The organism is Dokdonia sp. R78006, assembly GCF_042466145.1.
Classification (GTDB): domain Bacteria; phylum Bacteroidota; class Bacteroidia; order Flavobacteriales; family Flavobacteriaceae; genus Dokdonia.
On the sequence record NZ_JAXHBU010000001.1, the window covers coordinates 2,721,754 to 2,747,845 of the forward strand.

Annotated in this window: 22 protein-coding genes; 21 read left to right on the plus strand and 1 reads right to left on the minus strand. The window is 32.8% G+C overall.

The window, feature by feature from the left end; genetic code table 11:
* Nucleotides 1-42 precede the first annotated feature (42 nt).
* From SJY37_RS12125 to SJY37_RS12220, 20 genes are all read left to right on the plus strand, one after another.
* Nucleotides 43-1,437, plus strand: a complete 1,395-nt coding sequence (locus tag SJY37_RS12125) for a UDP-glucose 6-dehydrogenase (protein WP_298324788.1) — start codon at nucleotides 43-45, stop codon at nucleotides 1,435-1,437.
* A gap of 142 nt (nucleotides 1,438-1,579) precedes the next feature.
* Nucleotides 1,580-2,161 (plus strand): acyltransferase, encoded by a 582-nt coding sequence (locus SJY37_RS12130; protein WP_298324791.1) that lies wholly within the window; start codon nucleotides 1,580-1,582, stop codon nucleotides 2,159-2,161.
* A gap of 7 nt (nucleotides 2,162-2,168) precedes the next feature.
* Nucleotides 2,169-3,140 carry a Gfo/Idh/MocA family protein gene (locus tag SJY37_RS12135; protein WP_298324793.1) on the plus strand — a complete coding sequence of 324 codons (972 nt, stop codon included), beginning with the start codon at nucleotides 2,169-2,171 and terminating at the stop codon, nucleotides 3,138-3,140.
* A 3-nt stretch (nucleotides 3,141-3,143) separates the two neighbouring features.
* On the plus strand, nucleotides 3,144-4,229 hold the full coding sequence (gene wecB, locus SJY37_RS12140; protein ID WP_379953131.1) for a non-hydrolyzing UDP-N-acetylglucosamine 2-epimerase: 1,086 nt from the start codon (nucleotides 3,144-3,146) through the stop codon (nucleotides 4,227-4,229).
* A gap of 48 nt (nucleotides 4,230-4,277) precedes the next feature.
* Nucleotides 4,278-6,686, plus strand: a complete 2,409-nt coding sequence (locus SJY37_RS12145) for an SLBB domain-containing protein (protein WP_379953132.1) — start codon at nucleotides 4,278-4,280, stop codon at nucleotides 6,684-6,686.
* A 1-nt stretch (nucleotide 6,687) separates the two neighbouring features.
* A complete protein-coding gene (locus SJY37_RS12150) occupies nucleotides 6,688-7,785 on the plus strand; it encodes a hypothetical protein (protein ID WP_379953133.1) in 1,098 nt (365 codons plus the stop codon).
* A gap of 74 nt (nucleotides 7,786-7,859) precedes the next feature.
* Nucleotides 7,860-9,206 carry a hypothetical protein gene (locus SJY37_RS12155; RefSeq protein ID WP_379953134.1) on the plus strand — a complete coding sequence of 449 codons (1,347 nt, stop codon included), beginning with the start codon at nucleotides 7,860-7,862 and terminating at the stop codon, nucleotides 9,204-9,206.
* A complete protein-coding gene (locus SJY37_RS12160) occupies nucleotides 9,203-9,787 on the plus strand; it encodes an acyltransferase (protein WP_379953135.1) in 585 nt (194 codons plus the stop codon). Before SJY37_RS12155 ends, SJY37_RS12160 begins: the two co-directional genes overlap by 4 nt.
* Before the next feature lie 55 nt (nucleotides 9,788-9,842).
* A complete protein-coding gene (locus SJY37_RS12165) occupies nucleotides 9,843-11,093 on the plus strand; it encodes a hypothetical protein (protein WP_379953136.1) in 1,251 nt (416 codons plus the stop codon).
* Nucleotides 11,094-11,135: 42 nt separating this feature from the next.
* A complete protein-coding gene (locus tag SJY37_RS12170; protein WP_379953137.1) occupies nucleotides 11,136-12,443 on the plus strand; it encodes a glycosyltransferase in 1,308 nt (435 codons plus the stop codon).
* A gap of 46 nt (nucleotides 12,444-12,489) precedes the next feature.
* A complete protein-coding gene (locus tag SJY37_RS12175) occupies nucleotides 12,490-13,893 on the plus strand; it encodes a phenylacetate--CoA ligase family protein (protein WP_379953138.1) in 1,404 nt (467 codons plus the stop codon).
* Nucleotides 13,894-14,000: 107 nt separating this feature from the next.
* Complete coding sequence (locus SJY37_RS12180) at nucleotides 14,001-14,480, plus strand: acyltransferase (protein ID WP_379953139.1); 480 nt, start codon at nucleotides 14,001-14,003, stop codon at nucleotides 14,478-14,480.
* 23 nt (nucleotides 14,481-14,503) lie between these two features.
* Nucleotides 14,504-15,691: a glycosyltransferase family 4 protein gene (locus SJY37_RS12185; protein ID WP_379953140.1), complete on the plus strand. Its 1,188-nt coding sequence runs from the start codon at nucleotides 14,504-14,506 to the stop codon at nucleotides 15,689-15,691.
* A gap of 4 nt (nucleotides 15,692-15,695) precedes the next feature.
* Nucleotides 15,696-16,307, plus strand: a complete 612-nt coding sequence (locus SJY37_RS12190) for a sugar transferase (protein ID WP_379953141.1) — start codon at nucleotides 15,696-15,698, stop codon at nucleotides 16,305-16,307.
* Between the two features lie 3 nt (nucleotides 16,308-16,310).
* Nucleotides 16,311-16,958 (plus strand): acetyltransferase, encoded by a 648-nt coding sequence (locus SJY37_RS12195; RefSeq protein WP_379953142.1) that lies wholly within the window; start codon nucleotides 16,311-16,313, stop codon nucleotides 16,956-16,958.
* Nucleotides 16,951-17,511, plus strand: a complete 561-nt coding sequence (locus tag SJY37_RS12200) for a sugar transferase (protein ID WP_379953143.1) — start codon at nucleotides 16,951-16,953, stop codon at nucleotides 17,509-17,511. Before SJY37_RS12195 ends, SJY37_RS12200 begins: the two co-directional genes overlap by 8 nt.
* Before the next feature lie 3 nt (nucleotides 17,512-17,514).
* Complete coding sequence (locus SJY37_RS12205) at nucleotides 17,515-18,678, plus strand: DegT/DnrJ/EryC1/StrS family aminotransferase (protein ID WP_379953144.1); 1,164 nt, start codon at nucleotides 17,515-17,517, stop codon at nucleotides 18,676-18,678.
* Entirely contained in the window at nucleotides 18,668-20,662 is a 1,995-nt protein-coding gene (locus SJY37_RS12210; protein WP_298324858.1) for a nucleoside-diphosphate sugar epimerase/dehydratase, read from the plus strand. Before SJY37_RS12205 ends, SJY37_RS12210 begins: the two co-directional genes overlap by 11 nt.
* A gap of 47 nt (nucleotides 20,663-20,709) precedes the next feature.
* On the plus strand, nucleotides 20,710-21,480 hold the full coding sequence (locus SJY37_RS12215; RefSeq protein WP_298324861.1) for a polysaccharide biosynthesis/export family protein: 771 nt from the start codon (nucleotides 20,710-20,712) through the stop codon (nucleotides 21,478-21,480).
* A gap of 5 nt (nucleotides 21,481-21,485) precedes the next feature.
* Nucleotides 21,486-23,870, plus strand: a complete 2,385-nt coding sequence (locus tag SJY37_RS12220; protein WP_298324864.1) for a polysaccharide biosynthesis tyrosine autokinase — start codon at nucleotides 21,486-21,488, stop codon at nucleotides 23,868-23,870.
* A gap of 74 nt (nucleotides 23,871-23,944) precedes the next feature.
* Here the strand turns inward: SJY37_RS12220 and SJY37_RS12225 are convergent, their stop codons facing one another.
* Complete coding sequence (locus SJY37_RS12225) at nucleotides 23,945-24,682, minus strand: tyrosine-protein phosphatase (protein ID WP_298324867.1); 738 nt, start codon at nucleotides 24,680-24,682, stop codon at nucleotides 23,945-23,947.
* Nucleotides 24,683-24,729: 47 nt separating this feature from the next.
* Between SJY37_RS12225 and SJY37_RS12230 the strand changes: the two genes are divergently transcribed.
* A complete protein-coding gene (locus SJY37_RS12230) occupies nucleotides 24,730-26,064 on the plus strand; it encodes a capsule assembly Wzi family protein (protein ID WP_298324870.1) in 1,335 nt (444 codons plus the stop codon).
* Nucleotides 26,065-26,092 lie beyond the last annotated feature (28 nt).

Below are 26,092 nucleotides of genomic sequence, written 5' to 3' on the forward strand. Positions count from 1 at the left end.
TTCAAACCGCTATATTTGCGATTTGCCACAAATTAGACTAGAATGAAGATTAAAAATATTTGCTGTATAGGTGCAGGATATGTAGGAGGTCCTACCATGTCTGTCATAGCATTAAAGTGTCCAGATATTAAGGTAACTGTAGTAGATCTTAATGAAAAACGCATTGCCGCGTGGAATGATAAAAACTTGGACAACTTACCTATTTATGAGCCAGGACTTGCCGAAGTAGTAGGAAAGGCTAGAGGAAGGAATTTATTTTTCTCAACAGAAGTAGATAAAGCAATAGATGAAGCAGATCTTATATTTATCTCTGTTAACACACCAACAAAGACATACGGTGTAGGAAAAGGCATGGCTGCCGATCTTAAGTATATCGAGCTATGTGCTCGACAAATTGCAAGAGTAGCAACGTCTGATAAGATTGTAGTGGAAAAATCAACACTTCCCGTACGAACGGCGGAGGCACTTCAAAATATCTTACATAATACAGGAAATGGTGTGCGCTTTGATATTTTATCAAACCCTGAGTTTCTAGCAGAAGGAACTGCAATTCAAGATTTGTTAGACGCAGACCGTGTTTTAATAGGTGGAGAGGCTACACCAGAAGGAATAAAAGCAACAGATGCACTTGCAGAAATTTACGCAAAATGGTTGCCAGAAGAACGTATTTTGAGAACAAATGTATGGTCTTCAGAGCTTTCTAAGCTTACGGCAAATGCTTTCTTAGCACAGCGAGTATCTTCTATAAATGCCATGTCAGAACTATGTGAAGTTACTGGAGCAGATGTTCAAGAAGTTGCTAGAGCAATAGGTACAGACTCACGTATAGGTCCTAAATTTTTAAAGGCTTCTGTAGGTTTTGGAGGTTCTTGTTTTCAAAAAGACATTTTGAACCTTGTTTATATTGCCAAAACGTATGGGCTTGATGAAGTAGCCGATTACTGGGAGCAGGTAATTATTATGAATGATTATCAAAAAAGGCGATTTGCAGAAAAGATAGTAAAAACGCTGTTTAACACTGTTTCTGGTAAGAAGATTACATTGTTAGGATGGGCATTTAAAAAGGACACTAATGATACCCGAGAATCTGCGGCCATTTATGTAGCAGATTATTTACTCAATGAACAAGCAGAGGTTGTTATATACGACCCAAAAGTTTCTGAGGAAAAGATTCTAGCAGATTTAGATTATTTAAACTCTCGTTCTGAAGCAGAAAACAGAGCTTTAGTTACGGTGGTCACAGATCCTATGGAAGCTTGTGAGAATGCCCATGCTATTGCGATTATGACCGAGTGGGATGAGTTTGTAGGATATGACTGGCAGCAAATTTACAATCTGATGCAAAAGCCTGCTTTTGTTTTTGATGGAAGGGCATTGTTAAACGCAGAGTTTTTAAAAAATATAGGTTTTGATTATTACGCTGTAGGGAAAGGATAGTTGTTCAGTATGTTTTTACATTGTTGTTTGTTATACTAGCTAAAAAAGCGGCTTTTGAAAGATTAAATTTTAATTAGCAGATGAGAATCAAAGAAACTATATTTGCAACTAGTTCAAAATCACGAAAAACTTTTATTTTTTTATGCCAAAACTAACATACTTTGCTCATGAAACGGCAGTTATAGATGAAGGTTGCTCTATTGGTCTAGGAACAAAAATTTGGCATTTTTCTCATATAATGCCTGGCTGTGTTTTGGGGGATGACTGTAATATTGGTCAAAATGTTGTTATATCTCCTCAGGTTATATTAGGTAAGAATGTAAAAGTTCAAAATAATGTATCTATATATACAGGTGTGATTTGTGAAGATGATGTCTTTCTTGGGCCATCTATGGTTTTTACAAACGTAATCAATCCTCGTAGTGCAGTAAACCGCAAAGCAGAGTATGCTCAGACTAGAGTTAAAATTGGTGCCTCTATCGGTGCAAATGCAACGATAGTTTGTGGAAATGATATTGGGAAATTTGCATTTATTGGTGCAGGAGCAGTAGTCACAAAAGAAATACCAGATTACGCCTTAGTGGTAGGTAATCCCGCAAAACAAATAGGGTGGGTAAGTGAATATGGACATCGTTTAACTTTTGACGAAAATAATCTTGCTTTTTGTCCAGAGACACAACAAGAGTATAAAATAGTAAACAATACAGTACAAAGAATAGCATAAAATAGATATGAAGAATTTTGCATTAATCGGAGCAGCAGGATATATAGCTCCTAGACATATGAAAGCTATAAAAGATACAGGTAACAATCTAATAGCTGGATTAGATAATTTTGATAGCGTAGGTATAATAGATAGTTATTTTCCTAATGCGGACTTCTTTGTAGAGTTTGAACGTTTTGATAGACATATTTCTAAATTGAAATATGATAAAAATGTACAACTAGATTTTGTGAGTATTTGTACTCCTAATTACTTACACGACGCTCATATCCGGTTTGCATTGAGACAAGGTGCAGATGCAATTTGTGAAAAACCGTTGGTACTAAATCCTTGGAGCGTTGAATCATTAAAGAATATTCAAAAGGAAACAGGAAAAAAAATCTATAATATTCTTCAGTTAAGAGTACATCAGAGTATTATAGACTTGAAAGCAAAAATTGACAATGGTCCTAAAGATAAGATTTATGACGTAGATCTTACATATCTCACCTCAAGAGGTAATTGGTATTATACTTCATGGAAAGGCGATGAGTCTAAATCAGGAGGAATAGCAACAAATATTGGAGTTCACTTTTTTGATATGTTATCATGGATTTTTGGAGGTGTTAAGCAAAATATAACCCATATTTATGAGCACGATAGAGCTTCTGGATATTTAGAACTTGAAAGAGCCCGTGTACGTTGGTTCCTATCGATAAATGAAGATGTACTGCCTAAGGAAATAGTTGAAAAAGGACAACGAACATATAGGTCAATAACTATTGAGGGTGAAGAGCTTGAGTTTAGTGGTGGCTTTACAGACTTACATACGACAAGCTATAAAGAGATTTTAAAAGGCAATGGTTACGGAATAGAAGATGCTTCACAAGCTATAGATATTGTATACGACATACGTAACTCTAGCCCAGTAGGTCTTAAGGGAGAATATCACCCTTATGCAAAGAAGAGCTTAGCTATCCATCCTTTTAGAAAGAAATAGATAATGAAAGTAGTTACAATCATAGGAGCTAGACCTCAATTTATTAAATCTGGAGCGGTAAGTAGATCTTTTATAGAGTTTAATAATACTAGACCACCAGAAACTATTGATGAAGTAATAGTTCATACAGGACAGCATTACGATAGTAACATGAGTGATGTCTTTTTTGAGCAAATGGATATACCTAAGCCAGCATATCAATTAGATATCAATGGGTTAGGGCATGGTGCGATGACCGGGCAAATGCTTGAAGCTATTGAAAAAGTATTGCTTGAAGAAAAGCCTGATTGGGTAATGGTGTATGGCGATACAAATTCAACACTTGCTGGAGCTCTAGCGGCATCAAAGCTCCATATAAAAATTGCACACATTGAGGCTGGATTACGATCGTTTAATATGCGTATGCCGGAGGAGGTGAACCGTATTCTTACTGATAGAGTAAGTACTGTTTTGTTTTGCCCAACAGACTCGGCAGTACAAAATTTAGAGAATGAGGGTTATAATGATTTGGATATCGCTATTGTAAAAAATGGTGATGTGATGATGGATGCTAGTTTAATGTTTTCCGCTTTCGCGAAAGCGCCCAAAGAAAGTATACCGGCTGCATTTGTTTTAACAACAATTCATAGAGCAGAAAACACAGATGATCCGGCTAGATTGAGGGCTATATTTAAAGCACTCAATACAATATCTAAAGATACTCCCGTAGTACTGCCATTGCATCCTCGAACCAAAAGCTTTATGGCGAAATATAATATTGAGATTGGTGAGCAACTGCATTGCATTGATCCTGTAGGCTATGTTGAGATGTTATATCTTCTTAAGAATTGTTCACTAGTCTTAACAGATAGTGGAGGACTTCAAAAGGAAGCATATTTTTTTGAAAAGTATTGTCTCACTCTAAGAGACGAGACAGAATGGGTAGAGCTTATAGATAATGGGTTCAATCAGCTAGTAGGAGCAAATTTTGATGTTATTATGAAAGCATTTAATGATGTCAATACTAAAAAGCCAGATTTCTCATTAGACCTTTATGGTAATGGTGAAGCTAGCAAAAAGATTATAGAAGGCCTTTTAAAGTATAAATAAAACAGTAGTTTAATATTAAGTAAATTATGACTAGATAATTTTTTTAATATGAACAATACATCAGAATCAATGACAATATCTAAAAAGTTAATTTCTGTATTTGCAATTTGTTTTGTTCTTATTGCAACGACAAAATCTTATAGCCAAACAGTTGAAGATATTAATGCAATGCCATCTCAAGATGTTCAGAGTCTAATCTCTAAAGCTAAGGCAAGTGGTTATACACCTGAGCAGCTAAAGGCTTTAGCTCTATCTAAAGGACTATCTCAAGATCAAGTAAATGCTTTAGTAGGAAAGGTGGGTGAAAATCAAGCAGGAAATCAAAGTACTCCTGATAATCTTGCGATTACTCCCAATACTAATGTGGATACTTCATTAGACAATACGAGGGTGCCAAAAAAGTCAACATTATTTGGTTATGATTTTTTTAATAATCCAAATATTAGTTTTCAGCCTAATGTTAATCTTGCTACACCTGTAAATTATCAATTAGGTCCTGGTGATGGTCTTGTTATAAGTTTATGGGGAGCAGCAGAGAATACATATGATCTAGTAGTAAACAGAAATGGTAGCGTTAAAATACCTAATGTAGGTCAAGTATTGGTAAGCGGCCTAACTATGGAAGAAGCCAGTTCTAAAATAAAAAGTAAATTACTTAATGTTTATAGAGGCATATCCGCACCAAATAGTAGTCCATATAAAATCTTCACAGACATTTCCTTGTCTAGTGTAAGAACAGTACAAGTAAATATTATAGGAGAGGTAGCGGTGCCCGGCACTTACTCTTTAAGTGCATTATCTACAGTTCTTAATGCGTTGTATGCAGTGGGAGGGCCTACTGATCAAGGTACTTTTAGAGAAATTAAATTAGTTCGTAACGGTGTTGAGATGCCTTTGTTTGATATATATGATTACTTGATTAATGGTAGTCAGGTAGGGAACGTTACTTTAAGAGATCAGGATGTAATTATTGTAAAACCCTATATTTCTAAAATAAACATAACAGGAAGTGTTAAACGTCCAGGGGTGTACGAAATAAAAAAATCAGAAAAGTTCTCCGATTTATTAAAATATGTAAGCGGTTTTACTTCTAATGCATTTAGAGAAATTATAAAACTAGAGAGAATACAAGGTGATAGAAAAGTACTTAAAGAAATAAGCTTAAATGATTTTAGAAATGAGCAACTCTTTGACGGAGACGTTATTACTGTTGGTTCTATCATCGATAAGGTAGAAAATCGTGTAACTATAAACGGTGCTGTTTATAGACCTGGAGATTATGAGTATACATCTAATATGTCCTTGCAAGAGTTGCTTAGTAAAGCAAGTGGTCTTAAGGAAACAGCATATCTTGATAGAGTTGTTATTACAAGTAATATAGAAGGGCAAAATAGTACTTCTCAATCCTACTCATTAACGACAGATGGAGATATTTACTTGAAGGTAAATGACGTAGTCAATGTTTTTGACAAGAATAGCGTGCGTGAGCTAGGTACAATCACAATAGGAGGCGCAGTTAAAAATCCCAAAACAATATCTTATATAGAAGGAGTTAGTCTTGAAGAACTTGTTATTATGGCAGGTGGTTATGAAAAGGAGGCAGACGCGCGTGTTATTGATGTAACTAGAGAGGTTATAGATGACGACTATAAAACAGTCTCAGAAACATTTAAAATCTCGGCAGAGGGGGGATTAGATGTCAATACCAATACTACATTTGTATTTGAGCCTAATGATAAAATCACTGTACGCTATTTGAAAGGTTCTGGAGACAGAATTGCCGTTTCTGTTACAGGTGAAGTCCTTTATCCAGGAAGTTATGATGTAAGTTTTAAAAACGAGCGCATACTTGATCTTGTAAATAAAGCAGGAGGTCTCTCACCATATGCTTTTGAACAAGGAGGAAGCTTAGTGAGGAAAAATCCATATTACAAAGAAGTTATACAACAATTAACTTCAGATAATGTAAATGACAGTACTGCTACAAAAAATATAAATATTAATCTTAATAATCTAGAAGAGTATCGTGTGGGTATTGACTTTAAAAAGCTACTTAAAGAGGGAGAAACTTCAAAAAACAACATGATTCTTAAAGATGGTGATCGATTAATTATACCATCTATAAAGCAAACTATAAAAGTAGAAGGAGAGGTGATGTTACCATCATTAGTGCGATATGACAAGTCTATTAGCTTTAAAGAATACATAAGTAAATCTGGAGGCTTTAATAGTAAAGCATTAAAACGAAAATCTTATGTGATATATGCAAATGGTGATATTAAAGCGACAAAGAATTTTCTGTTCTTTAAATCTTACCCATCCATTGAACCAGGAGCATTAGTTATAGTGCCAGCAAAGAAGGAACGTGCAGGAGGAATTAGTACTCAAGAAATTTTAGGTATAAGTACCGGTTTTGCAACATTGGGATTATTAATGGAGAGATTATTTTCAAATTAATATGAAAAAACATTTAGATCATTCTAATGAAAACGACTATAAGATTATATTAAGTCTTATTAAGGGGTTTTTAAAAACTAAGAGATTTATTATAATTTCTGTTACAGTCTTTCTAATTTTAGGGGTAATAGTTGTTTTAAGCAAACCAAAAACGTATAGCTCTAGTGTCTTGTTTATAACACAAGATTCAAGTAGTGCGCAATCTAGCGGTTTGGGTGGCATAGCATCATTAATAAGTGGAGGTACTATTAAATCATCATCTACTAATGATATACCAACTTTTTTATATCCTCAAATTATTGATAGTTGGGAATTTAGAAAACAACTTTTTGATACTCCATTGAAGTTAAAAAACGAAGATTCTCTTATTACCCTGAGAAGATATGTTTTAGAAAGAGAAGGAACTCCGATAATGCAGACGGTCGCTAAGTATACAGTAGGACTTCCTGGGCTAATCTCAGGTAAAAATGAAGTAAAAAGTATATCTAGTGATAGAATTGATTCTTTGGAATATATAACAAACGATGATAGAAGAGTACTAGAATCTCTACAAGAGAAAGTTTCGTTTGCAATTAGTAAGGATGATGGTACTCTGGAGATAAGAACAGCTATTAGGGAAGAGCCTATTGCGGCAGCACAACTGGCAAAACAAGTGCAATTAAAGTTACAAAAGGAAATTATAAGGTATAGAATTGGTAAGGCTCAAGAAAAATATGATTTTATAGAAAATCAATACCAAGAAACAAAACAAAAATATAAGGATTCCCAAATTTCACTAGCCAGATATTCAGATCGTAACCGATTTAACACTACAGAGTCGTCATTAATACGCAAAAGAGAATTAGAGAGTGAGAGTACATTACTTTATGCATTATATTCGGATTTGGAACAACAAAGAATTACTCAAAGTATAAAAATTAAGGAGGATACTCCTAATTTTACTATTATAAACCCGGCTGTTGTACCTTCTAGAGCCGATGGGAATAATTCTATCATAACACTGTTTATTTACGGAATTGTTGGATTTATAGTAGCTGTATTTCGATATTTATTTATTGTATCTCGATCATATGTAAGTAGTCTTTGGAAGGAAGTTTAAAATCTAAGCTTAGTTTTATAGGTTTTTACTATTAAAACTCTACTGTCTTTCTCTATCATCTTAACTTATTTATTTTGTACAAAAAAATAATTTCCTATTTAAATAAATATCAAGGAAGTAATACTTTAAAGGCATTTCATCTTGCTATTTCACAAAGCTTTATAGCTTTTTTATTTATTTTCATCGACTTTATCTTTTCAAAGAGATTATCCGTCTCTGATTTCGGCGTTTGGAAAGAAACTTTCTTTATCATGAATTTAGGAATCCCTTTTCTTTCATTTGGCTTTACAGAAAGTTTTAAATATTTTATAGCTAAGGAAAATAAGGACATATTATTCTTTTTTCAGAACTTAACTTTTGTAATATTTAGAATTGCTCTTATTTTGTTTGTTGCATTGGCAATTGTTAATATATTACATTATTTAACCATAATTAATATTGGAGTTTATTATATTAATTCTTTGTTTTTTCCTCTACCATTATTAGCGTTTCTTTTTAATAAAACGCTGAGATATATTTATATAAACTTAGGTAAGGCAGAGTTGTTAACTAAGTTGTCCTTTTTTGGAGGAATATTTAGTCTTATAGTTTTAGTTGCTGGATGGTATCTGTTGGCTATTTCAATTGAGTATTATGTTTCTATAGCTGTAGTTTCGTATTTTTCAGTTTTCCTTTTTCCTTCTCTCTTTTATTACAAGTCTTTAGGGCTACCTATAAATTTTTTTAGTAAGCATAAAGCGACTGTTAAGAAAATGTGGGTGTATGGTTTTCCCTTATACTTAGCTACTTTTTCTGGATTATTTAGCTCTTATCTAGATAAGTTTATTGTAAATATTTTTGAGAATGAAGCAACATTTGCAATTTTTGCAGTAGGGGCTTTCGAAATACCCATTTTCGCAATGCTAAGTGCAGCGTTTTCTCAACAAATATTTCCCAAAATGGTTCAATTCATAGGAGAAGGAAAAGAATACGAGGCAAAAGACTTATGGTTGCAAACGACCAAAAAAGTTTCCTATATAACTTATCCAATTATTTTACTAACGATGTATTTTGCCGAAGATATTATTTTTTTTATCTACAATGATTCCTATCAAGAATCTGTAGTATTATTTAAAACCTACCTTTTGGTGTTGTTATTTAGAAATAATAGCTATGGAATTTTACTTACTGCAAAAGGTAAGACAAAACTTATTACAAAGATTAGTTTTGTTGTTTTGATAACAAATATAATTTGCTCTTTAGTTTTATATAATTTTTATGGAATTCAAGGAGTGGTATTTGGTACTTTACTATCGACGTTCCTGATGTGGGTGATTTACATTTACAAAGAGCAGCTATTTATGGAGTATTTAAAAACAATAATTTTAAATAAAGTGTTATTAATACTTCAGTTATTGATATTTTTAATATATATCCTATGATTAGATTCCTCAAGCTTTTTTGTTTTATTCCATTCATTAAAAGACTTATTGATCGAAAATACTATGCAACCGGTTTCGGAACATATTTATTAAATTCTTTTTGCAAAGTTATTCTTCGCATTAATAGTCCTAGCCCTTTTTTATTGCATTTTACATCACGGGTAAATAATGCTAAAAGCATTATTATTCTTGGTGAAGATAAGCAAAGTGTATATTTAAGCTTAGCTACCTCTGGAGGATGCTATTATCAAGCAATCAACGGAATTGAAATAGGAGAAGGAACTATTTGGGCCTATAATTGTAGTTTTATTAGTGCCAATCATTCAAATGAAGATCTGACAAAACATAAAAAGAGTGATCCCATTAAAATTGGGAAAAATGTATGGATAGGTAGTAATTGTGTTGTTTTACCAGGTATTCAAATTGGGAATAGTACTATTATTGGTGCTGGAGCAGTCGTTACAAAGAATATTCCTAGCCACAGTATAGCTGTTGGTAATCCCGCAAAAGTTATATGTAAGATATGCCCTAATTGCTCAGGAAAAGTAAAATTAGAAGGTATTTGCGATTGCAGATTATAATAGGATTTAGTCTACTATATAATATTTTTAAATTGTTCTAATAGATGAAATTAATATGAAGAGCAAAAAATCCTTATTGAATATACCTTTGTTTTGCGCTATACCTTTTGTTTCTTTTTTAATAGCAATTAGAAACTTAAGGTCGAGAACAAATGGTTTAATATTTATTTCATTTTGTACCCTTTTGGGTTTTGCCTTTGCATTCTCTAATGATTCGGCAGATTCTTATCGCGTTGCATTGGTATTTCATGAATTTGATTATAAATCACTCTTTGATATCTATCAACTTTATATATTAGGAGGGGCACCAGATTTGTATAGATTTTTCGTTTATGCAACACTTAAAAGCTTCACAGAAAACCCAAAATTATTATTTGCAACTTTTGGATTAGTTTTCGGTGTATTTTGGTATTTTTCTTTGCGAATCTTTAAAAAGGAGCAAGGTAGTTACACTGGGTTATATGCATCTCTCTTATTTTTTATTTTTGTAATTATTAATCCTATAACAAATATTAATGGAGCAAGATTTAATACCGCTATTTGGGTTTTTTTTCTAGCTACAATTAATATTGTACTTTACAAAAAGAACAGATATTTTTTACTTTTAATATGTGCACCATTATTTCATTTTTCTTTTTTATATGGAGTAGTAGTAGTAGTTTTATTTTCAATTACGAGAAGATTCCTTTATTCAAAATTAAGTGTTAATAAGTTTCTTTTTTATGCGTTTGTAGGTAGTTTTTGTCTTTCGTGGATTTTGGAATCCAATATTATAAGCTTTGATTTTATTGGAAATATTGTTCCTTCAGATAGTATTTCTAATAAAATTGGAACCTATAATAGCGCAGAAGTTTCTGATATTTACGCAGAAAGGGAGGCCAATTCTCCATTTTTAATTGTTTCTAATTTTTTTCAGGCTCTGATGAAAATCACTTTTTTTACCATTATAGTCTATTTTAGGAATTTCATGGAGAAGAATGGATATATAAATCCAAGTATAAATAGATTGATGGCTTTCATACTATTTTATTTTGTTTTTTCTTTTATTATAGCAACAATCCCTTCAGGCGGTAGGTTTTTAATGGTTGGTTATATTCTATCCTTATTACTTATGATAAAAATGTGCGATGTTTACGGTTTAGTTTTAAATAAAAAATACTTTTTAGCGCTGATACCAGTTTATTCTTTTACTTTTTTCTTCAACACTGTTTTTTTAAGTGTTACTTTAACTAGTAGTACAATTTGGTACGGCAATTTATTCTGGATTATTTATGAGGGATGGGACTATACCTTTATTTATTTGTAAGTCAAGAAAACAAACATTTATCTACATTATAGAGAACAAAAAATGAAAAACATACTCATTATAAGCTATATCTATCCTCCTTACAATGCTCCTGCGGCACGAAGACCATATAGCTGGGCAAAATATTTAGATAAAAATAAGTATAACATAACTGTCCTTACTTGTAGTAATCCAGATAGTTCATTGGGAATGGACGAAACGATGAATATTCAACTTAAAGGTGTTAACCTTATATCTATTCAAAGTTCTTTAAAAAGTAATATTAGTTCAGATTTACGTGACTCAAATACGGTAAATACAGGCTCAACAATTAAGACTAAAATCAAAAGAAATTTGGTTAAAATAGGGTCGTATTTTCTTATACCTGATAAAGCTATATTTTGGTATTCTAATGTGAAAAAGTACTTGAAAGATAATGATGAATTGATCAGGCATATGGATGTGGTTATTACAACATCTCCAGCAATGACTAATCATCTGTTAGGTTTACATATTAAAAAAAAATATCCCCAAATAAAACTAATAGGAGATTTACGTGACTATCATTACATAGGAGGACATCAATTACACTCGCCATGGCCACTTTCTTTATTTCATAAGAAATTTGAGCGAAATATTTTACATAAGGCGGATAAAATTACATTTATATCAAATGCGATGCGTGAGATATATGCAAATCACTATAAGAAAGATTCCGCAAAATTCTCTGTGATATATAATGGTTTTGATCAAGATGATTTTAGCTTTGATAATGACCCTGTAAATCAACATTCAGATAAGATTAGAATTTTCTACGCAGGTAGCTTTTATGGGGGTATTAGGTCTCCAAAAGGGTTGCTCCAGCTTATTGATTGGGCTGTAGAGGATAAATTAATGAAGCTTGATGATGTGGAGATCGTTATTGCTGGAAATTTCGAAAAGTCTTTACAAGAAGAAATGGCAAGTTTTATGTCTTATAAAACAGTCAAATATATTGGTAAGATCCCACGTAATGAGGTAATCAAACAATACCAAGAATCTACCATTCTGTGGTTAATTGTAGGAGAAAAGCTTTCTCATTATACAGGAGTTCCTTTAAAATTTTATGAATATCTCGCAGCAAATAAGTTTATTATGAATTTTGCTCCAAATAAATCAGAACCTACAGCATTAATTAACAAATATGATTTAGGTTCTAATTTCGATATTCATAATGACTCTAAGGAAAGGCAGATGGAAATTTGGAAAAAGGTAATATCGAAATGGAAGCATGATGGTCTAGAAGTTCATTCACAACAAGGAGTTTTAGATATATTTGATAGAAAAAATCAAACCAAGGAGTTAGAAGTAATTATAGATTATTCTAAGTAATTATTTTTTACTTAATGCTAAGTAACAACGTTTATATCCATGAGTAATGATTGATAAAATTTATAAACTAAGTCCTTATTTTGTTAAAGTTATTTTACTTAACATAAAAGCTTTTCTTAATGAGAGAAGTAGATATACAAAAGGGTACTATGCTTATTTGAAAGAGTATAACGCCTTATGGAAATCAGACAATACTACTGTAGTAAATTATCAGAGAGAAAGATTGACAAAATTGTTATTAGAAGTAAATGAATATGTCCCTTATTATAAAGATTCTTTCAACAAGGTTTCTATTAGTACTGAGGAAATAGTAAATGATCCTTATGCCGCTTTAAAGAGATTGCCCTTTCTATCCAAAATAGATAGAAAAACTAAAGTAGATGATTTAATTAATACTAACCCAGAGAGAGAACTTGTAGAAGTAGGATATACGAGTGGAACATCTGGTTCTCCTACCGTAAACTACTTAGACAAAGAATCTATAGAAAGAGCATTTGCACTTTGGACACGTTTTCAAAATACTATAGGTATTAAGAAAAATGATAAAAGCATTCGTTTCTCGGGTAGAATTTTAGTAAAACCAACGAGTTCGAAACCGCCATTTTGGGTAAACAATTATATACAGAATCAATTGTTTATGTCTACGTATCATCTTACAGACAAAAATGCGTTGGCTTATATTACTAAGATAAATAAGTATAAACCTGTCTTTATGGACGGTTATCCTTCTGCATTTTATATTCTTGCAAAATTTGTAGAAGAGAATAATTGGAAAATAAACTTCACACCGAAGGGAATAACAACAACTGCAGAGACGCTTCACGATTATCAAAGAGTCTTAATCGAAAAAGTGTTTAACTGTAAAGTGTTTAATCAATATGCATCTAGTGAAGGGAGTCCATTCATAACTGAATGTGTAAATGGCAATTTACATGTTAATGAAGACTCTGGTGTGTTTGAGTTTTTGGATAAAAATGATCAACCAGCAGGTCCTAATGAAATAGGAAGAATGGTAGTTACTAGCTTTAGAAATTATAAAACACCTTTGGTAAGATATGACATTCAGGATACTGTATTGATGCCTTCTACTGACATAACTTGTGACTGCGGGTGTGCAATGCAAATAATTGATAAAATAATAGGTAGGGAAGATGATCTATTATGGACTCGTGAAAAAGGGTATGTGGGGAGAATGGATACGGCATATAAAGGTTTAGTTGGAATCTCTAAAAGTCAGATAATTCAAGAGGAAGTTAATTTGTTTATTGTTAAAAATGTAGTCAGTGAAGAATATACAGATGCTATTGAGAAAAAATTTAGATTTAATCTAGAAGAAAGGCTCGGTACTGAGGTTACAGTAAAAATGGAATATTTAAATGATATCCCTCTTGGTAAAAATGGCAAATTTAATGCTGTAATCAGGAATTGCAAATTACCTATAGACTTATGATTATAAAACTATATTACGGATTAGCGACTATCATTACTAGATTAAGATGTAATGTCAAAGGTGTAAAATTGGGTAAAGGAGTTTTGTTTAAAAGCTTTCCTGCAGTTATGAGAAACCCTACAGCAGTTATTACAATAGGAAATAATACATTACTGAATTCAAGTAATACTGGTTATCATATAAATATGCATTCTTCTTGTAAAATCCTAGCAGATAGAGATAAAGCTCAAATAACTATAGGTTCAAATTGTAGAATTCACGGAACTTGTATACATGCATATAATTCTATTAAAATAGGTGATAATGTATTAATTGCCGCCAATACTCAAATCATAGATGGTAATGGACATCAATTATCATTTGATAATACATCTGATAGAATAAATACTACAGATAAAGGCAAGCCTATTATCATTGAAAGTAATGTATGGATAGGAGCAAATTGTTTTATTTTAGGAGGAGTTACAATAGGTGAAGGAGCAGTAGTTTCAGCAAATAGTGTTGTACATAAAGATGTAAAACCAAATACAATTGTAGGTGGTAATCCAGCAAAATTAATTAAAGATGCAAATAAAATAGGCTATTAAAATAACACAGCAACCTATTTACGATGGCACAAGAAAAAATGCAAAGAGAAAAATTAATAAGAATTACAACGGTACCTATCTCATTAGATAAGCTCCTCGAGGGGCAGCTTGACTTTATGAAAGATTATTTTGAGGTTATTGCTGTATCTTCTCAAGAAGAGGAGCTTAAAAGAGTAGCTAGAAAGCAAGGTGTGCCTTATTTTTTTCTTGAAATGACAAGAAAAATAACGCCATTACAAGACCTCAAGGCTGTATATAAACTTTATATATTTTTAAAGAAAGAGAAACCTGTTATTGTTCATACGCATACGCCTAAAGCGGGCATTGTAGGTATGCTCGCCGCAAAGCTTGCTGGAGTACCTCTAAGATTGCATACAGTAGCTGGGTTACCATTACTAGAGGCTACTGGTGCAAAAAGAAAACTGCTAGATATTGTTGAAAAATTAACCTACCGTTTTGCAACAAAAGTGTATCCTAACGCTCAGGGTCTTAAAACTATTGTGGAGGAATTAAAATTTGTTGAATCTTCAAAGCTTAAAGTGATAGGAAAGGGCTCTTCAAATGGGATAGATACTACTTATTTTTCAAAAGATTCTTTAGTAAATAATAGTCTAGATGTCAGTGACGAACTCAAAATAGCGGTTAGTGATTTTACATTCATTCTTGTAGGGCGACTAGTAGGAGATAAAGGTGTGAATGAATTGGTAAAAGCATTTGTAACTGTTCAACAAAAGCATCCAGAGACATCATTACTGCTTGTGGGTCCTCTAGAAGAGGAACTGGATCCACTTTTACAGACTACACAAGATATTATTAAAAAGCATCCTAAGATTTATACAACAGGATATGTAGATGATGTAAGGCCTTATCTTGCTTTCGCGAAAGCGTTAACCTTTCCATCATATAGGGAGGGATTTCCTAATGTGGTATTACAAGCCGGTGCTATGGGGTTGCCGTCTATAGTATCAGATATAAATGGATGTAATGAGATTATCGTAAACAATCTCAATGGATTAATTATTCCAGTAAAAAGTAGTGCCGCACTCGAAATAGCAATGTATAAACTTATAGAGGATAAGGATTTTTATAGTCATACTCAGGCAAATGCTAGAGCAATCATAACAAGTAGTTATGAAAGAAAAGAAATTTGGCAAGCGCTACTTCAAGAGTACAACACACTATTGGCCACTTTAAAGGGTAACAAAAATTAAACTCATGTTATATAATAAAATTTTGAAACCCATTGCAGATTTTTGCTGTGCATTAGTAGGTCTTATTCTTATTGCTCCTGTGTTTATTGTAATCACAATACTGCTGGCTATTGCAAATGCGGGAAAGCCTTTTTATACACAGTTAAGAACAGGGAAAAAGGATGTGGTTTTTAGAATTATAAAGTTTAGATCAATGAATAATAAATGTGATGCTTCTGGTGATCTTCTTCCAGATGCAAAACGACTTACTCCTGTAGGAAAGTTTATTAGAAAAACATCTCTTGATGAGTTACCACAACTTCTTAATATTCTTAAAGGTGATATGAGTTTTATAGGCCCAAGACCTTTGCTGCCAGAGTATGTTCCATTATACTCAGCAGAGCAACGTAAACGCAGCGATATAAAACCAGGAATTTCTGGCTGGGCCCAAGTAAATGGCCGTAACGCCATAAGCTGGGAGAAAAAATTTGAACTTGATGTGTGGTATGTAAACCATCAATCTTTTCTTTTAGATTTAAAAATTCTATTTTTAACCGTTAAGAAAGTATTTGTGAGTGAAGGAATTAGTGCACAAGGAGAGGCTACAACGACTAAGTTTAAAGGAACAAAAAAATAACATATGAAAGACATAGTAATCGCAGGAGCGGGAGGTTTTGGTAGAGAAGTTAAGTTTATTATAGATAGGATAAATGCAGTAAATCCAACATATAATTTATTAGGTTTTTATGATGACAACACAGATTTACCTTCTACTATAAATGGTGTTCCGTTATTAGGCACAACAAAGGATCTTATAAATTATAACAAAACTATTAATGTTGTTTTGGGTGTAGGAGTTCCAAAAATTAAAGAGATAATTGTAAACTCTTTGAAAGAAAATAAGCTGATAACCTTTCCTGTCCTCATTGATCCAAGTTCAATAATAGGTTACGATAATATCCATATTGGAGGAGGTACTGTAATTTGTGCTGGCGTTGTTGTGACTTGTGATATAAAAATAGAAAGATTTGTTACCTTGAACTTGTCATGCACAGTGGGGCATGATACTGTTATAAATGAATTTTCATCATTTATGCCATCTGTTAATATATCTGGCGAAGTGAATATAGGCAAAAGTGTTTATGTTGGAACCGGTGCAAAAATTATCAATCAATTAGAAATAGGAGCAGACACAATTGTTGGCGCAGGAGCAGTGGTTGCTAAAAGTTTGCCAGAAAAATGTACAGCAGTTGGTATACCTGCGAAACCTATAAAATTTCATGAATAATGTAGAAAAACTGATTGCTTTTATACTTTTAATCGTATTCTTCGCTTTTATCGTATTAGTCTTAATTATATCAAGTGCTAGTACAAAGTCATATGGTTTATTTTCACAAATTAGAATAGGTCAGTTCGGTAAACCTTTCATAATATATAAGGTCAAAACGATGAGACACAATAGAGTGACTCTTTTTGGAAAATATTTAAGAAAGTTTAAGATTGATGAGCTTCCTCAGTTATTTAATATATTAATAGGAGACATGTCTTTTGTAGGTCCTAGGCCTGATGTTCCAGGATACTATGACCTTTTGCGCGGAGAAAGCAGACAAATTTTAAACTGTAAGCCTGGTCTTACTAGTCTAGCAGCTTTAAAATATTTGAATGAAGAAGCACTATTATTAACAAAGGACAATCCTCAAGAATATAATGATACTGTCATATTTCCCGATAAAGTTAAGATGAATCTCGATTATTGTAAAAAAAAATCCCTTAGGCACGATCTCTATATCATAGGTCTTACGCTAAAAGCTATATTTGTAAAAAATAAAATCACCGCATAGTGTATGTCAAGTATTAGTAAAATCTGGCTCTCTTCTCCTCATATGGGAGGAAATGAGCGTAAATATGTAACAGAAGCTTTTGATACAAACTGGGTAGCTCCTTTAGGACCTAATGTAAATGGTTTTGAAAGCGATCTTAAAGAATATCAAGATAACGATGTAGAAATAGCTGTTCTTAGTTCTGGAACAGCAGCTATTCATCTTGCATTAATACAGTGTGGTGTTGTAGCAGGAGACGAGGTAATCTGCCAGTCTTTTACATTTTGTGGTAGTATTAATCCTATTAAATATCTAGGTGCAAATCCTGTACTTGTAGATAGTGAGAAAACTACATGGAACCTTTGCCCTGTGCATCTAGAAGTAGCAATAAAGGATAGAATTACAAAAGGTAGAAAACCTAAAGCTATTGTTGCTGTACATTTATACGGTATGCCTTATCAAGTAGACTTGATAAATGAAGTTGCTATTAGATATGATATTCCGGTAATAGAAGACAGTGCAGAGGCTCTTGGATCAACTTTTAAGGGGCAGAAATGTGGAACGTTTGGTCGTTTTGGAATTCTATCATTTAACGGCAATAAGATCATCACAACAAGTGGAGGAGGAGCAATGGTTTGCCATTCACAAGAAGATAAAGAGAAGACAGTATTTCTTGCTACACAAGCACGTGATGATGCTCCGCATTATGAGCATACAACGATAGGTTATAACTATAGACTCAGTAATATTTCGGCAGGGATTGGTAGAGGGCAAATGGAAGTGTTAGATAAACATATAGGTTTACGTAGATCTATGAATGCGTTTTATGTTAAGGCATTTAAAACCATAAGTGGTGTTACTGTTTTTCAAGAACCATCAGATCATTATTTTAGTAATCACTGGCTTAGTGCTATACTTATTGATCCATCAAAAACTGGCGGTATTACTAGAGAAGATTTGCGCCACGCTTTCGCGAAAGCAGATATAGAGTCAAGACCACTTTGGAAACCTATGCACTTACAGCCTGTTTTCAAAGGTGTTCCATATTACGGTAGTGGAGTATCTGATGAGTTGTTTGATAATGGGTTATGTCTTCCATCTGGTTCAAATTTAACAAATGATGATAGAGTGCGCATCGAAAAAGTTATCTTTGAAGTCTTCAAAAATTGTTTGACGAATGTTCAATAGGTTATTAAGTGCAATAAATAGATTGTTTTCTGAGGAGAACAAACTCGATATAAGGAATGTAAGGTACTTGCCGAGATGGGCGGTACTTTTTATTGATACCTTCTTAATTTTTTGCTCATTAATACTTACTTATTTATTACTTCTTGATCTTAATATAGCTCCTCTAAAGGCAATATCAAATACACAACAACTAAGCCTTATTGTAGGTGTAAACTTTGTCTTTCTTTTAATATTTAAAACGTATGCAGGGCTTATAAGGCATTCATCTTTTATGGATGCTCTTAAGTTAATGTTTGCTACCATCTCAACATTTGGAGTTTTGATGATTATTAATATCTTCTGGTTGGAGATTGAGAACCAGAAGCTATTTATTAATGTAGGGCTTATTTTATTCTCTTTTATTTCATTTACAGCGCTCTTTACCTTTAGACTCGCGGTAAAGCAATTATACGAACGATTTAAGATTGCTCAAAAGCACGAAGAGATTATTAGAGCGGTAATTATTGGAGTAGATGATGGTGCAATTTCAATTGCAGCAGCGCTTGATATCGAGCATCCGCAACGTTTTATAATCACTGGCTTTATTTCAAAAAGGCAAAACAAAAGCTTGAGGATTTTAGATAAACCTGTGTTAGAGTTGGATAAAGGTATTTCTGATTTGTTAGAAAAGTTAAATGCAGAGGCAATAGTCTTTGCAGGAAACTCCATGACTGCCGAAGAACGTTTTTCTATAGTAAAAGAGTGTCTTGAGCACGACATTAAAGTCTTCAATTCTCCATTAGTAATAAACTGGAGTGAGAAAACTACAGTTACAGATCAGCTCAAAAGTTTACAAATAGAAGATTTGTTAAATAGAGATCCAATACAACTTAACGACAGTGTTAAATCAGGTAAAATACAAGGTAAGATTATACTTGTTACTGGTGGTGCTGGATCTATAGGTAGTGAAATCGCAAGACAAGTAGCATCTTACAACCCTAAGAAGCTTATTGTATTAGATCAAGCAGAAACGCCGTTACATTCTCTAAGTTTAGAACTTATGGGAGCATTTCCTGACATAGATTTTGAATTTGTTATCTGTGATGTAGCAAACCGTAACCGATTGAGAGTTCTTTTTGATGCTTTTAAAATTGATATTATCTATCATGCAGCAGCTTATAAGCATGTGCCATTAATGGAGAATAATCCATCTGAGGCTATACTCACAAATATTTACGGAACAAAAAACCTTGCAGATATAGCCGCAAAGCATAAAGTGAGTCACTTTGTAATGGTAAGTACTGATAAAGCAGTAAACCCAACAAATGTAATGGGTGCAACCAAGAGAGCTGCCGAGATGTATGTCCAGTCTAAGCATTTTAATCTCCTTAAAAATGGCAAGAAAAGAAATACTAAGTTCATAACTACCCGTTTTGGAAATGTTCTTGGATCTAATGGGTCTGTGGTTCCTTTATTTAAAAAGCAAATAGAAGCTGGAGGGCCTGTTACCATAACACACCCAGATATTATTCGTTATTTCATGACAATTCCTGAGGCTTGTCAGTTGGTACTAGAAGCAGGCGTAATGGGTAAGGGAGGTGAAATATTTATTTTTGATATGGGGGAACCTGTTCGCATCATGGATCTTGCCGAAAAGATGATTAAGCTTGCAGGGCATACTCTCAATCAAGACATTGAAATAAAAATAACAGGTTTACGTCCTGGTGAAAAATTATATGAAGAGCTTCTAAGTGACGAAAGTACAACGCTTCCTACACATCATAATAAAATAATGATAAGTGAGGACATGGAGAATGATTATGAACAGATTAATGAAGTGGTAAACTCCATTATTAAGGCTGCTATCAAAAATAATAACTCAATTAGTGTTGCAAAACTTAAATCTCTCATTCCTGAGTTTAAAAGTAACAATTCTGAGTATGAGATACTTGATATAGAGGTGTCACAAGAAAAAGGGGCGGTTGGTGCAAAAAATATTGCCTAGCACCAAATCACTATTTTTCAAAACATAATAAAAAATCCCCCTACTTAATGCGAATTTTTAAAATTCTAGTAATTTTATTACTTGTGAGCACATGTTTGTCCTCCTGTATTTCCAAAAAGGAAGTGCTTTATTTTCAAGATATTGAAAGGTTAAACACAAGTAAGAATGAAATAAGTTACAATACAATAATAAGACCTAATGATTTACTTTCCATTTTTGTAGTTGGAGGTTCTCCAGAAGTAGTCTCAGCGTTTAACCCCACAGTAGGTGTTGCACAACAGGATGGAAGTTCTACAGGATATTCACCTTCTAATACCTATTTAGTTGATCAATATGGAGCTATTGAGTTTCCATTAGTTGGTTCAATTACAGTTGGTAATCTAAGCCGTACAGAAGCGCTGCAAAGGCTAAAGGAAGCAGTAAGCATCTATGTAAAAGATCCAGTTATTAATTTACGTATAATAAATTTTACAATTTCTGTATTAGGCGAGGTAAAACGACCTGGTACATACTCCATTAACGATGAGAATATTTCATTGCTTAAAGCATTAGGTCTTGCTGGCGATTTAACTATATATGGAGATAGAAAGAATGTAGTACTCATAAGAGAATCTAATGAGTCTAAAATCTATAAAGTAATTGATCTGACATCGGCATCGATTCTAGGTTCTGAGTTTTACTATTTACAACAAAATGATGTTCTTATTGTTTCCCCTAATAAGGCACAAGTTCAAAGTGCAGCCTTTTCTAGGAGTACTACCATTTTATTTTCTATAGCTGGTTTAGCACTTGCCGTAATAACTCTCTTTACTCGTTAAGTAATATGCAAGAATCAACAAATTCTTCTAAAGAAGATGATTTAAATATTAAAGAGGAAGTACTTAAATATCTAAAATTCTGGCCTATAATTATCTTTAGCTTTATTTTAAGTTTGACATTGGCATTTTTATATTTAAAATTTGCTACACACATTTACGAAAGTCAAACTACTATACTTATAAAAGATCAAAATAATAGTGCGGTATCTGAGCTTGCTGCTTTTGATGATTTAGGAATTGGAAGTACAGCTTTAAGCCCATCTTCATTTGATAATGAAATAGAAATAATCAAATCGAAACGTCTTTTAGGGTATGTTGTTGATAATTTAGAGCTTACAACGAATTATATTGACGAGGAAAATTTGAAGTACGTTTATATTTATAAGAACATCCCATTTAAAGTCTTATTCTCTTTAGATAATACTTCAATTCTTAATAAGAATATTTATATCAAAGTGCTATCTAAAACGCAATTTGCTATGAAGGAAAAGAAGGATGAAAATTCGAAGACATACAATTTTGGAGAGAGAATTGTTTTATCCGACGTTAGTATCACAGTAGTACCAACCAACGGTGATGAGTTTGCCAAAATAGACTATGCAGATCAACATTTTGTACGTATCCTTTATGTGGATAGAGGGAACACCGTAAACCGACTTCAAAATAGTTTGTCAATAACTCAAACTACTAAGTATAGCAGCGTGTTGCGCTTGTCAATTAAAGGGCCTAATAAAGATCAAGGTGAAGCAATTCTTAATAATCTCATAACTGTCTATAATGAGGATGCTATTAATGATCGTAATCTGGTATCAAAAAATACTGCAAATTTTATTGACAATCGTCTATCCATAATTACAGCCGAATTAGATTCAGTCGAAACGGATAATGTAAAATTTAGAGAACGTAATGAGATTATTAATTTAGAAACGGAGGGAAGGCTCTCTCTACTAAATGCAAATGAACTTGTAAAAAAACGTGTAGAACTTAACACGCAAGTTAAGTTGTTTGATCTTATGACTGAATATCTTAAAACCGATAATCAAACAGAGCTTCTTCCCACAAATACTGGTATAGCTCTTGCCGGTGCCGAGGGACAGCTAGAAAATTATAATACACTTATATTAGAGCGAAATAGACTGTTACAAAATGCAACAGAGTTAAACCCAGTCGTTGTACAATTAACGAGTCAAATTGAAAGTTTAAAAGACAATATTTTAAACAGCCTAAAGTCTGTAAAGAAATCATTTTTAATTCAGAAAAATGATTTAAATAATGAACAATATAATATAACAGATAAGCTATCGACCATGCCTAATTTGTCTAAAGGTGCGCGTGATATAGCAAGACAACAAGGTATAAAAGAATCGCTATATCTCTATTTATTGAAGAAAAGAGAAGAAACAGCTATATCTCTTGCAGTGGCAACACCGAAAGCAAAAATAGTAGATAGGGCATACAGTCTAAGAAATTTGGTCTCTCCTCAGAAGAATATTACATATTTGAAATTTGGCACTCTCGGTTTACTTATACCACTTTTGTTAATTTATTTAAAGGAGTTATTTGATACTAAAATTCATAATCGAGATGATGTTGAGAGATACATATCAAGCTTATCCTTTTTAGGTGAAATACCTATTTTAAATAATAAAGATAGTGACGTAATTACAGCTAATGATCGTTCCGTTCTTGCAGAAATCTTTAGAATTATTCGGACTAATATCGCTTATGTTTTAAAGAGAAATGCTAATGAGAAGGAAAATGTCATTTTTGTTACGTCTGCAGTGAAGGGCGAGGGAAAGACTTTTGTCGCTTACAATTTGGCGTTAACACTTAATAGTACAAGTAAATCTGTATTATTAATAGGAGCAGATATCAGAAATCCTCAGTTGCACAGGTATATAGACAAAGAAGAATGGAATATTGGACTATCTGAATATTTAAATGACTCAACTTTAGATATTGAAACCATAACTAATAGAGCAGATGGAGGTGATAGTTCATTTGATTTAATATTGTCAGGACATATTCCGCCCAATCCAGCCGAACTTTTAATTAATTCGAGATTTGATAATCTAATAGATGAAGTTAAGTCAAAATATGACTATGTCATTGTTGATACTGCGCCTACGCTATTAGTTACTGATACGCTACTAATTAGCCAGAAAGCAGATATGACAGTATATGTATCACGCGCAAACTATACAGATAAGAAACTAATTAAACACCCAAAGGAGCTCATTGAAGAAGGAAAATTAAAGAATGTGGCGTTTATTATAAATGGTGTTAAAATGACTAATTTGGGTTATGGCTCTCAATATGGATACGGTTATGGTCTAGAAGAACCTAGTTTAATGAAGAGAATAAAACAAAAATTAGGGATAGGTTTCTAGCTTTCTATTATTTCAAGGGATAACATATTTGTTCTTGATAATAGTTTATATTAATTTCATTACACTTAATAATTTCAACTAGAGAATACTTTTGTCGTTTTAGAACATATATCAGTTAACCTATTTTTATATTGTTTAGATAATTTCATAGTCTCAATTTTTTCAAGGTGATCTATTTTGTGAGCATCAACACCGATGAAATCATAAAGGCCTTCTTTCAAAAGTTTAAATGCAACCCTTTGGCAAGAATTTCCATAATGCGGTGTGAGTGCTAGAGCGTTTAGCTGTAAAAGGCAGCCTTTTCTTTTGAGTTCGGAATAGATATGGTATTTATCATGATAATATTTATAGCGTTCAGGATGTGCTAGTATAGGCATGTATCCTTTAGACTTTAATTTATAAATTAACTCATATAAATTTTCAGGAGGTCGCATGTAAGACATTTCTATTAGTATGTACTTATCTTTAAGAGGGATTATTAGATCTTCTTCAAGAAGATTATTAAAATTATCATCTAACATATATTCAGAAGAGTAAGTAAGTTTAATCTCGGGAATATTGGGTACAGATTCAAAAGCTTTTTTGATGGAATGAATAGTATTATTGTAAATTCCATTCATTGTATGAGGCGTTGCAATAATCCTTTTACAGCCTAATTGTGCATATTTTTCAAGAAGGTTGAGACTTTCTATTTTGTTTTTTGGCCCATCATCAATTCCTGGTAGTACATGACAATGCATTTCTGGAGTACCACTCCAAATATTTATAAAGAGTACTTTTTTATGAAAGAAGCTGAGTATATTTAAAAACATAAGTAGTAGATGAGATTTCAGTACTTTTAATTTTCAAAGATATAGATATGACACAGCGATTTGTCCAACTTTTAGTAACTCTTTTTGTTTGCTCTCAAATTATAGCACAAGAGAGTGTCAAAGTCGAGGGGTCAATTAATAGTCGGGTGTTTTTGTCGTCAGAATCATTGCCTTTTTGGATGTATTCTAATAATAATGGATACGTAAATGAACAATCAACCTTTGGTATTCACGCTTTCGCGAAAGCGGAATTTAAAATCTCCGATAAAAGCTCATTAGAAGGAGGGACGTCGTTATTTTATAGAGATGGAACTAACGAAAATTTACAAAGAGGTAATCTATTTATATCATATACGGCTCCTTATTTCAAGATTACTGTGGGAGCAAAAGCTTCTGAAAGTTTAAATGTATTATCAACCACAAATGAAAATATATTATTGAGTGGAAATGCAAGGGCTTTACCTGGGATAGTCATTGAAGCACCATCATTTATTAATCTTACTGATAAAATTTCCATTGATTACGGCTTAGGACATTATATTCTGAATGATAATCGGTTTGTAGATAATACTAAGGTTCATTATAAACGATTGAATTTAAGATACAGAACTAATGATTCAGAAAATTTTACAATAGGAGTTCAGCACTTTGCACAATGGGGAGGAACGAGTAGAACACTTGGTGATTTGCCTGATGGACTAGGAGATTATTTTAAAATATTTTTGGCTCAAGGAGGAGGAGAAGATTCTACAGATGGCGAACAGGTAAATGCACTAGGCAATCATCTAGGTAGTTTTGATTTTAGTTATGAAAAACAATTAAAACGAGGAACTATAAAAACTTATCATTTGCATCTCTTTGATGATGGGTCAGGAACAGCCTTTAAAAATTTTCCGGATGGGGTATGGGGTGCTCAATACACATTTAATAATAATTCAATCCTTGAGACTATAATGTACGAATATGTTGACACTAGAAGCCAAAGCGGGAGTTCTGGTAGATCAGGTCGAGATAACTATTTCAGTAATGCTGGATATCGTAGTGGTTGGACTTATGAAGGTAGGATAATAGGATTACCATTCTTTGAACTTAATCCAGAAACGGGATTAGGAATTACAAACAATAGAGTTATAGCTCATAATATAGGAGTTTCTGGTACTTTAAAAAGTGTTAAAATATCAGGTAAAGCAACTTATTTACAGAACTTAGGAACATATGCAGGTCCATTACAAACTAGACAAAAAAAGCTTCTTTCCTACTTGTCTTCAACTTATAGAACTCATAATTGGGGAGAAATTAGCCTTTTAATGGGTATAGATCTTATAAATAGTGAGCCTGATAATTATGCGCTAAGCATTGGGTATAGATTTTTTATCAATTAAAAAACCAAAATATTCGTCAAGGAAATAT

Excerpts from the sequence above, each read along its gene's own strand:
- SJY37_RS12125 (WP_298324788.1), top strand. The coding sequence starts at position 43 with ATGAAGATTAAAAATATTTGCTGTATAGGTGCAGGATATGTAGGAGGT.
- SJY37_RS12130 (WP_298324791.1), top strand. The coding sequence starts at position 1,580 with ATGCCAAAACTAACATACTTTGCTCATGAAACGGCAGTTATAGATGAA.
- SJY37_RS12135 (WP_298324793.1), top strand. The coding sequence starts at position 2,169 with ATGAAGAATTTTGCATTAATCGGAGCAGCAGGATATATAGCTCCTAGA.
- wecB (WP_379953131.1), top strand. The coding sequence starts at position 3,144 with ATGAAAGTAGTTACAATCATAGGAGCTAGACCTCAATTTATTAAATCT.
- SJY37_RS12145 (WP_379953132.1), top strand. The coding sequence starts at position 4,278 with ATGAACAATACATCAGAATCAATGACAATATCTAAAAAGTTAATTTCT.
- SJY37_RS12150 (WP_379953133.1), top strand. The coding sequence starts at position 6,688 with ATGAAAAAACATTTAGATCATTCTAATGAAAACGACTATAAGATTATA.
- SJY37_RS12160 (WP_379953135.1), top strand. The coding sequence starts at position 9,203 with ATGATTAGATTCCTCAAGCTTTTTTGTTTTATTCCATTCATTAAAAGA.
- SJY37_RS12165 (WP_379953136.1), top strand. The coding sequence starts at position 9,843 with ATGAAGAGCAAAAAATCCTTATTGAATATACCTTTGTTTTGCGCTATA.
- SJY37_RS12170 (WP_379953137.1), top strand. The coding sequence starts at position 11,136 with ATGAAAAACATACTCATTATAAGCTATATCTATCCTCCTTACAATGCT.
- SJY37_RS12175 (WP_379953138.1), top strand. The coding sequence starts at position 12,490 with ATGATTGATAAAATTTATAAACTAAGTCCTTATTTTGTTAAAGTTATT.
- SJY37_RS12180 (WP_379953139.1), top strand. The coding sequence starts at position 14,001 with ATGAGAAACCCTACAGCAGTTATTACAATAGGAAATAATACATTACTG.
- SJY37_RS12185 (WP_379953140.1), top strand. The coding sequence starts at position 14,504 with ATGGCACAAGAAAAAATGCAAAGAGAAAAATTAATAAGAATTACAACG.
- SJY37_RS12190 (WP_379953141.1), top strand. The coding sequence starts at position 15,696 with ATGTTATATAATAAAATTTTGAAACCCATTGCAGATTTTTGCTGTGCA.
- SJY37_RS12195 (WP_379953142.1), top strand. The coding sequence starts at position 16,311 with ATGAAAGACATAGTAATCGCAGGAGCGGGAGGTTTTGGTAGAGAAGTT.
- SJY37_RS12200 (WP_379953143.1), top strand. The coding sequence starts at position 16,951 with ATGAATAATGTAGAAAAACTGATTGCTTTTATACTTTTAATCGTATTC.
- SJY37_RS12205 (WP_379953144.1), top strand. The coding sequence starts at position 17,515 with ATGTCAAGTATTAGTAAAATCTGGCTCTCTTCTCCTCATATGGGAGGA.
- SJY37_RS12210 (WP_298324858.1), top strand. The coding sequence starts at position 18,668 with ATGTTCAATAGGTTATTAAGTGCAATAAATAGATTGTTTTCTGAGGAG.
- SJY37_RS12215 (WP_298324861.1), top strand. The coding sequence starts at position 20,710 with ATGCGAATTTTTAAAATTCTAGTAATTTTATTACTTGTGAGCACATGT.
- SJY37_RS12220 (WP_298324864.1), top strand. The coding sequence starts at position 21,486 with ATGCAAGAATCAACAAATTCTTCTAAAGAAGATGATTTAAATATTAAA.
- SJY37_RS12225 (WP_298324867.1), bottom strand. The coding sequence starts at position 24,682 with ATGTTTTTAAATATACTCAGCTTCTTTCATAAAAAAGTACTCTTTATA.
- SJY37_RS12230 (WP_298324870.1), top strand. The coding sequence starts at position 24,730 with ATGACACAGCGATTTGTCCAACTTTTAGTAACTCTTTTTGTTTGCTCT.